General features: G+C 71.2%; 7 protein-coding genes. 1 reads left to right on the plus strand and 6 read right to left on the minus strand.

The genetic code is table 11. The features are described 5' to 3' along the window. The first annotated feature begins 213 nt into the window (after positions 1-213). Entirely contained in the window at positions 214-567 is a 354-nt protein-coding gene (locus FV222_RS12135) for a YidB family protein (RefSeq protein ID WP_147814417.1), read from the plus strand. A 57-nt stretch (positions 568-624) separates the two neighbouring features. Here the strand turns inward: FV222_RS12135 and FV222_RS12140 are convergent, their stop codons facing one another. From FV222_RS12140 to FV222_RS12165, 6 genes are all read right to left on the minus strand, one after another. Beyond that, complete coding sequence (locus FV222_RS12140; RefSeq protein ID WP_147814419.1) at positions 625-2,055, minus strand: peptidoglycan DD-metalloendopeptidase family protein; 1,431 nt, start codon at positions 2,053-2,055, stop codon at positions 625-627. Positions 2,056-2,219: 164 nt separating this feature from the next. Continuing rightward, positions 2,220-2,888, minus strand: a complete 669-nt coding sequence (locus tag FV222_RS12145) for a protein-L-isoaspartate O-methyltransferase (RefSeq protein WP_147814421.1) — start codon at positions 2,886-2,888, stop codon at positions 2,220-2,222. Next, the gene (locus tag FV222_RS12150; RefSeq protein WP_147814423.1) at positions 2,885-3,577 is read right to left on the minus strand and encodes an alpha/beta hydrolase; all 693 of its coding nucleotides are present in this window, start codon (positions 3,575-3,577) and stop codon (positions 2,885-2,887) included. Before FV222_RS12150 ends, FV222_RS12145 begins: the two co-directional genes overlap by 4 nt. A 120-nt stretch (positions 3,578-3,697) precedes the next feature. Next, positions 3,698-4,462 carry a 5'/3'-nucleotidase SurE gene (surE, locus tag FV222_RS12155; protein ID WP_147753270.1) on the minus strand — a complete coding sequence of 255 codons (765 nt, stop codon included), beginning with the start codon at positions 4,460-4,462 and terminating at the stop codon, positions 3,698-3,700. After that, a complete protein-coding gene (gene serS, locus FV222_RS12160) occupies positions 4,462-5,901 on the minus strand; it encodes a serine--tRNA ligase (protein ID WP_147814425.1) in 1,440 nt (479 codons plus the stop codon). The genes surE and serS overlap by 1 nt, the downstream gene beginning before the upstream one ends. Positions 5,902-6,263: 362 nt before the next feature. Next, positions 6,264-7,781, minus strand: coding sequence for a DUF2336 domain-containing protein (locus FV222_RS12165; protein WP_147814427.1), 1,518 nt, complete (start codon positions 7,779-7,781; stop codon positions 6,264-6,266). Between the last annotated feature and the right edge of the window lie 65 nt (positions 7,782-7,846).

Consider the following 7,846-nt stretch of genomic DNA (forward strand, 5'->3'; position numbering starts at 1 on the left):
GCCTTGCTCTCGCCGGAGGCGCTGACGCGCTTCGCCGCCGATCTCGGCGTCCCGGCGGCCCGGGTGCCCACGGCCCTGGCCGAGTTCCTGCCCGGCGCCGTCGACCGGCAGAGCCGGGACGGCACCCTTGCGCCGCAGCGGCAATTCTCGACGCAGGTGGCCTGATCCCTGCTGCCGGCTAGAGTGCGCGCGATTCGGCGAGGAGCCTGAGCGATGAGCCTGTTCGACACCCTGAAGAACGCCCTCGACGGTAGCCTTGGCCAAGCCGCCATCGAGGCGCTGCCCTCGATCATCGAGCGTGTGCTGCCGGGCGGCCTCCAGGGCCTTCTGAGCCAGCTCCAGAATTCGGGCTACGCCGCCCAGGTGAATTCCTGGCTCGGCCGCGGCGCGAACGAGCCGATCACGGCGGAGGACCTGCGCGAGGTGATGGACAACGAGCAGGTCCGCCGGATCGCAGACAAGCTCGGCATCCCGACCGACCAAGTCCTGGCGGTGCTGGCGAAGGTGCTCCCCGCGGCGGTCGATCACCACAGCCCCGACGGGACGCTCCAGACGCCGAGCAGCTGAAACGGAAAAAGGCGGCCCTCGCGGGCCGCCCTCCGACTTGGTGCAGAGGCCTGACGCTCAGTTGCTCGCGAGCTGCGACATCGGATCGATCGGTGCGCCGCTCTTGCGGATCTCGAAATGCAGCTGGGGCGAGGTCACGTTGCCGGACGCGCCGGACTTGGCGATCGTCTGGCCGCGCTTCACCTTCTCGCCGGGCTTCACGTCGAGCTCGCCGTTGTGGGCGTAGGCCGACACGTAGCCGTTGGCATGGCGCACCAGCACGAGCTTGCCGTAGCCCTTCACGTCCGAGCCGGCATAGGCGACGGTGCCGTCCTCGGCGGCCTTCACCGACGTGCCCTCGGGCACCGCGATGTTGATGCCCTCGTTGCCGGAGGAGCCGTAGCCCGAGATCACCCGGCCCTTGGCGGGCCAGCGGAAGGTCTGGTCCGCCGCCGCGGCAGCGACCGAGCCGGTGCTGGCGGGCTCGACCTTCGCGGTCGCGACGGCCTTCGCCGGCTCCGGCTTGGCGGCGACCTTCTCCGACGCGGCCTTGTCCGAAGCCACCTTGTCGGCGGCGGCCTTCTCGGACGCCGCCTTGGTGGCCTTGGCCTCGGCGACCTTCTTCGCCGCGTCCTTGGCGGCATCCGCCTTGGCCTGCTTGGCCTCGGCCTCGGTCTTGCGCGCGGCTTCTGCCTTCACGTCGGCCTTGGTGTCCGTCTTGGCGTCGGCCTTGGCGACTTGGCCAGGGCGGACGTGGTGCTTCTTGGCGTCCGCCTCCTTGGCGGCGACCTCCTTGCGGGCCTTCTCATCGGCGCGCTTGTCGGCGAGCTTCTTGGCCTCGGCCTCCTTCTGCGCCTCCTTGGCCGCTTCCTTGCGCTTGGCCTCGGCCTTCGCCGCGTCTTTGGCGTCATCCTGGCGCTTGGTCTCGGCGGCCTTGATCCGCTCCGAGGGGGCGGCGGGAACGGCCCGCGCCGTCATCGGGGCCGCCGCCGGGTTCATGCCCGAGGCGCTGTAGACCGGGATGACGAGTTGGCGGCCGGGCGTCACCTGGCTCGCGTTGGTCAAGCCGTTGGCCGACAGGATCGCCGAGGCCGGCACGCCAAAGCGCGTCGACATCTGATTGAGGCTGTCGTTCGGGGCGACGGTGATGGTGGTGCCGCCCTGCGCGTTCCAGCCGGGGTTGCCGGTGGAGGCGACGCGGGTGGTCTGCGCCATCGGCTGGGTCGGCACGCGGGCGGCCACCGGGCCGGGCCGGGGCGAGATCGCCATCGGTGCGCCGAGCGCCTCGGACTGGATCCGGCCGGTGCGGATCGGCGGCGCCGACGGCATGTCCGGCAGGCTCCCCGTCGCCGCCGGCTCGCTCGCCATGTTCGAGGCGAACGGATTTGTGAAGGGGTTGTCGAGACGCGATGCGTCCGACGAGCAGGCGGCGGCACCGCTGCCGATAACTCCGATGAGAGCGAAGCGCGACAGCGTCTTCATCCTCCGACCAGTCCCGCGAACCCGCATCGACGCACCCGTTTGCCTGACGCAACTTGATGAGCCCATGAAAGCCGGATTCAGGTTAAACAACCGTTCCCGTTCACCACGTTCGCGGCCGCGCGAGCACCATTTCGCTCACCGAATCGCCGTTTAGGAATGCTTACCGTCATCGTGGCGGTGAACGGGTTTGGTTAAAGCGCGACCGCCCGCCCCGGCACCAGCGGCGCGAGGCGCAGCCGCGGTCCCGGCTCGATGGCGAGGCCCTGCCCGCGCGGCTCGGCCACCATCAGCCCGCCTTCCGATCCGGCGACGAGGCGCCCGCCCGGGTTCAGCGCCGCGCCCCAGCCGGGCGGGGGCGCCGACACGGCGCCGTTGACGAGGATGCGGTCGAAGCCGCCCTCTTCCATCTCGGCGAGGCCATCGTCCTGGACGATCCGGACCCGTCCGCCAAGGTTCGCGCGCGCCTGGGCCACCAGCGTCGCGTAGCGCTCCAGGCTCGTCACGGCCTCGGCGCCGAGCTGCAGCAGCAGCGCCGTGACGTAGCCGGACCCGGTGCCGATCTCGAGGATGCGCATCCCCGCCTCGACCCTCAGCAGCGCCAGCATCGTCGCCACCGTGCTCGGAGCGGTCATCGCCGCCCCGCAGGGCAGCGGCAGCGGCAGGTCGCGCCGGGCGAGATGTCGGTACGCGGCAGGCGCGAAGGCTGCCCGCGGCACCTGCTCCATTGCCCGCAGCACCGCCGTGTCGCGGGTGCCGCGCCCGCGAAGCGCCAGCACGAAGGCCGCATTCTCGATCGCCCCGCCGAGGCCGTCATGGCCGCTCAGCCCCGCGCCGTCGCGTTCGTCGTCCGGCCCGGTCATGGTGGCAGGTCGCGGAGCCAGGCGAGGATCAGCGCCGCCAGGGCGTCCGGCGCCTCGATCGGCAGCATGTGGCCGGCCTCCGAGACGACCGCCATCGTTGCGCCCGTGATGCCGTCACGCAGCTCGTCCGATTCTGCGACGCTGCGCAGGCGATCGCGGCCCGCAGCGATCACCAGGGTCGGGCAGGTGATGGCGCCGAGCCGGCCCTCGTCGCCGACGCGTTGCAGCCGGGACTGGCGCAGGAAGGTCTCGCGCCCGAGGCGCCGTCCCATCGCGCGGATGCGCTCGATCAGCGCCGCGTCGCCGGCTCGGTCGGGGTGCACCGAGGCGGCGACCGCCGCCCGGCTCAGGCCTCCGAACTCTCCCGCCTCGACGCCCTCGATCGCGAGGCGCTTGGCCACCGCCTGCTGCCGGGAGTCGGAGCGCGATGAGGTCGCGACCAGGACCAGCCCGCGCACCCGCTCCGGCGCGAGCCGCGTCGCCTCGCGGGCGACGTAGCCGCCCATCGAGAACCCGACGAGCACGAAGCGCGGCGGCGCCTCGGCGAGCAGCCGCCGCGCCATCTCGGGGATCGTATCGTCGTGGGCGAGGCTCGCGTGGTGGATCGGGCCGGCCGGCGCCAGCGCCTCGGCCATGTCGTCCCACAGGCTGGCGTCGGCCATGTAGCCGGGGATGAGGACGAGGCTCATGGGGAAGGGAGCTCCGCTTTGGGACGTGACCGCTCCGCCGGGTCGATCGGCCTGCTCCCTGTCTCCACCTCAGGATGAGGGCGAGGGACGGGAAGAACACCGTTGGAGCTTACGGAGGACCTACTCCGCGAAAGCCTGCGCGAAGCGCGTCAGCGTCGGCTCGTCGGTGAGGTCGAGGCGCAACGGCGTCACCGAGATGCGCTTCTCGGCGATGGCCTTGAGGTCGGAGCCGTTGCCCGGCTCGAACCGCGCCTTGGCGAAGGCGAGCCAGAAATACGGGTTGCCGCGCCCGTCGGTGCGCGCGTCGATGGCGAGGAGCGCCTGGTTGCGCTGGCCTTGCGCGGCGACCGCGATGCCGGCGACCTCGTCGGGCTCGCAATCGGGGAAGTTGACGTTGATCACGATGCCCGGCTCGATCCCGGTCTCCAGGATCTTCTTCACGACGATCGGGCCGTGATGGGCGGCGCATTGCCATTTCAGGTTCCCGCGGCCGCCGATCCCGTAGGCCTGAGACATGGCGATGGAGCGCACGTTGAGGATCGTGCCCTCCATCGCGGCGGCGATGGTGCCGGAATAGGTCACGTCCTCGGCGACGTTCTGGCCGCGGTTGACCCCCGACAGCACGAGGTCCGGGCCGTGGTCGGCCAGGATGTGGCGCACGCCGAGGATCACGCAATCGGACGGCGTGCCCTTCACCGCGAAGCGCTTCTCGGAGATGTGGCGCAAACGCAGCGGGTCGTTCAGCGACAGCGAGTGCGAGACGCCGGACTGGTCGGTCTCGGGCGCCACCACCCAGACGTCGTCGGACAGCGTCCGGGCGATACCCTCCAGCGTCTCCAGGCCCGGCGCGTGGATGCCGTCGTCGTTGGTGACGAGAATGCGCATTACGTGGCCTGCCCTTCGATCCGGTTGAGGCCGCCCATGTAGGGCGCGAGCGCGGACGGGATCGTGACGCTGCCGTCCGGGTTCTGGTAGTTCTCCATCACCGCGATCAGCGCGCGGCCGACCGCGACGCCCGATCCGTTCAGGGTATGCACGAAGGCGGGCTTGCCGTCCTTACGGTACCGGGCGTTCATCCGTCGCGCCTGAAAATCGCCGCAGACCGAGCAGGACGAGATCTCGCGGAACGTCTTCTGCCCCGGCATCCAGACCTCGATGTCGTAGGTCTTCTGGCTGGCGAAGCCCATGTCGCCGGTGCAGAGCGTCATCGTGCGGAACGGCAGGTCGAGCTTCTTCAGCACGGCCTCCGCACAGGACAGCATGCGCTCGTGCTCCTCGGCCGACTTCTCGGGCGCGGTGATCGAGACCAACTCGACCTTGTTGAACTGGTGCTGCCGCAGCATTCCGCGGGTGTCGCGCCCCGCCGCCCCGGCCTCCGCGCGGAAGCAGGGCGTGAGGGCGGTGAAGCGCAGGGGCAGTTCGTCCTCGGCGAGGATGGATTCGCGGACGAGGTTGGTGAGCGGGACTTCGGCCGTGGGAATTAGCCACAGATTGGTTGGCTGATCCGCCAGTCCGCGCGTAGCTAAGTTTGCACCTATTGCAGCCTCAAGGACATCGTTGGAGTGTTCGCTCAATCGCCTTGTTCCGAGTTCAAGCGCTACCCGCTTAAGAGTATCTTGCAATAATTTCGCATGGTCTATGGCGCCTGCGTCGCGTGTTGCTGCAAACTGATCATCGCGAAACTTCGGCAGCTGTGCCGTGCCGAACATCGCCTCGTCGCGCACCAGGATCGGCGGCGCGACTTCCAGGTAGCCGTGCTCCTGCGTGTGCAGATCGAGCATGAACTGGCCGAGCGCCCGCTCCAGCCGGGCGATCTGGCCCTTGAGCACCACGAAGCGTGAGCCCGAAATCCTGGTGGCGGCCTCGAAATCCATCAGGCCGAGCGTCTCGCCGAGCTCGAAGTGCTGGCGGCCCTCAGGCAGTTCCGCGCGGGCGGACGCGAAGCGGCGGTACTCGACGTTGCCGTGTTCATCGGCGCCCTCGGGCACGTCGGCTTTCGGGAGGTTCGGGATTGCGGCAAGCCGGTCGTCGAGGGTCTTGGCGGCCTCGGCCTGCGCCTTCTCGAGCGCCGGTCCGACCTCCTTCAAGCCGGCGACCTCGGCCATCAATTCGGCCGCGCGGGCCTCGTCCTTCGCCTTCTTGGCGGCGCCGATCTCCTTGGCGCGGGCGTTGCGGCGCTCCTGGTTCTCCTGCGCCGCCGAGACGGCCGCTTTGCGCGCATCGTCCAGCGCGATCAGCTCGGCCGAAAGCGAGTCGAGGCCGCGACGGGAAAGGTCGCGGTCGAAGGCTTCCGGGTTGTCCCGGATGGCGCGGATGTCGTGCATGGGCTGGCTCGGGTCGTGCGGACGGGCACGCTTTGCAGCATCGCTCCGCGCGCGACAAGGCTGCGGCGGCCGATGGAGCGCCCGCGCGTCCGTAGCAGGCGCGATCCATGCTGCGTCCGGTCAGAGGATCGAAACGTGGCGTTTGGCGGCGCCCGCTGCCGAAACCCACCCCGTCATTCCGGGGCACCGAAGGCGAGCCCGAAATCCAGACTCGCAGGTCGAGATCGCGCCTGGCACTGTCGGCGCTCTGGACCCCGGGCTCTGCTGCGCAGCCCCGGGATGACGGGAGTGGTCTGGGATCGAATGCGATCCGCGAGCCGCGAAGCCTGTCGGCGGGCGCCCGCGATCCGTATCTCCGCAGGTCAGGCCGCGAGGCGTCTGCGATCCAACACTTCTTCCCCGTCGATCTCGGGCCGGGCGTCGAGCGCAGCCTCGGCGTCGGCGGCGAGGCGGACGCGCTCCTGCTCCTCGCGGAAACTCGCCAGGATCGCTTCGGGCAGCGCGTCGAGGATGGCGCCGACCGGGTCGGTGCGCCGCTCGCGCTCGGCGAAGAGGTCCGCCTCCGGGAATGCGCCGTCCCACAGATACCGGTCGCCGATGCGGTCGCGCGGATCGATGGCGAGGTGGTCCGGCGCCGTCACCTCGGCACCGTCGTAGGGCTCGACGTCGCGCGCGACCGCGTGCTGCGCCGCGCGCCAGGCCGCCTCGGCCTCGTCCGCCTCACGGCGGGCAGCCTCGCGGGCCAGAGCCTCCTCGGCGATAGCGCGGGCGACGGTGCGGGCCTCGTCGCGCGCGGCCTCGGCCTCGTAGCGCGTCAGCAGCGCCATCACGCCCTGCATCTCAGAGAATGGCATGTCCTCGCAGGCGGTGATCGCCCGCTCGATCATGCGCCGCGACAGGCCGACGCCGCGCAAGGCGCTGGTGCCGTCGGCGGCCTCGCGCCAGGCCGAGAGCGCGGCCACCACCGCCGGCAGCAGCGCTTCGGCGAGGCCGGAACGGCGGTGCAACTCGGCGATCCCGCGCGGCTCGCGCAGCAGCGTCCCGACGCGGGCGTGCTCCAGGCCGGTCAGGTCGGCGAACGCGGTTTCCGCGAACGCCATCTGCCCCGAGAGGATCGCCCGCAGGATCAGGCCGGCGTTGAGCTGGCCCGTGGTGCGCAGGTGCTTGACGATGCGCGCGGTGGCGGCGGCGCCGGCGCCCTCGCACAGCTCGAGCACGTTGCGCTCGCCGGCCTCGCGGCTCATCCGGGCGCTGCGGTCGGCCGAGAGCCAGCCGCACTCGGTCACGAAGGCCGAAAGGCTCCGCGCCAGCCGTGCGCCGACCGCGTGGCGCACCTCGATCGGCAGGTCGGCGCGCTCGAGCAGCGCCTCGCGCAAGGTCGCGTCGCCGCCGTGGCGCTCGACCATGCGCAGCATCCGGCCGGTGGTGATGCGCGCGGTCGGGTTGCGCGCCAGCACCGCGAGGGTGTCGGCGGCGCCGATCTCGGCCAGCGCTCCGGCGACCGCGTGCGAGAGGTGGTGGCGGGCCGCTATCGTCGCGCGGATCGTCTCGCAGCCCATCGCCGCCGCATCCACGAGGTCGGCGTCGGTGAGGACCGGCGAGGAGGCCAGCACCAGGCAGGCGACCTCGGTCTGGTCGGAGGCCAAGGCCACCACCAGCGGTCGTGGGGCGCGGGCCGAGGCGGCGCAGGCCTCGGCCATGGCCCGGCGCACCACCGGCGCGGGGTCGTCGAGGAGGGCGAGGATCGCGGTCTTGGCCTCCCAGGCGGCGTCCGCCTCGAGGTTGCCGTAGAGGTAGGCCCGCGTCAGCGCCGAGGCGGCTTCGGCCCGGCGCCCGGCGGAGGTGGACTGGGTGCAGGCGAGGAACTGGCGGATGTTCATGGGCCGCTCCGGTTCGTGAACAACGACGCGTTGGGGTTGGCCGCGAGGCGCGCGGCGAACTCGGC

Source organism: Methylobacterium sp. WL103, from assembly GCF_008039885.1.
Classification (GTDB): Bacteria; Pseudomonadota; Alphaproteobacteria; order Rhizobiales; family Beijerinckiaceae; genus Methylobacterium; species Methylobacterium cerastii.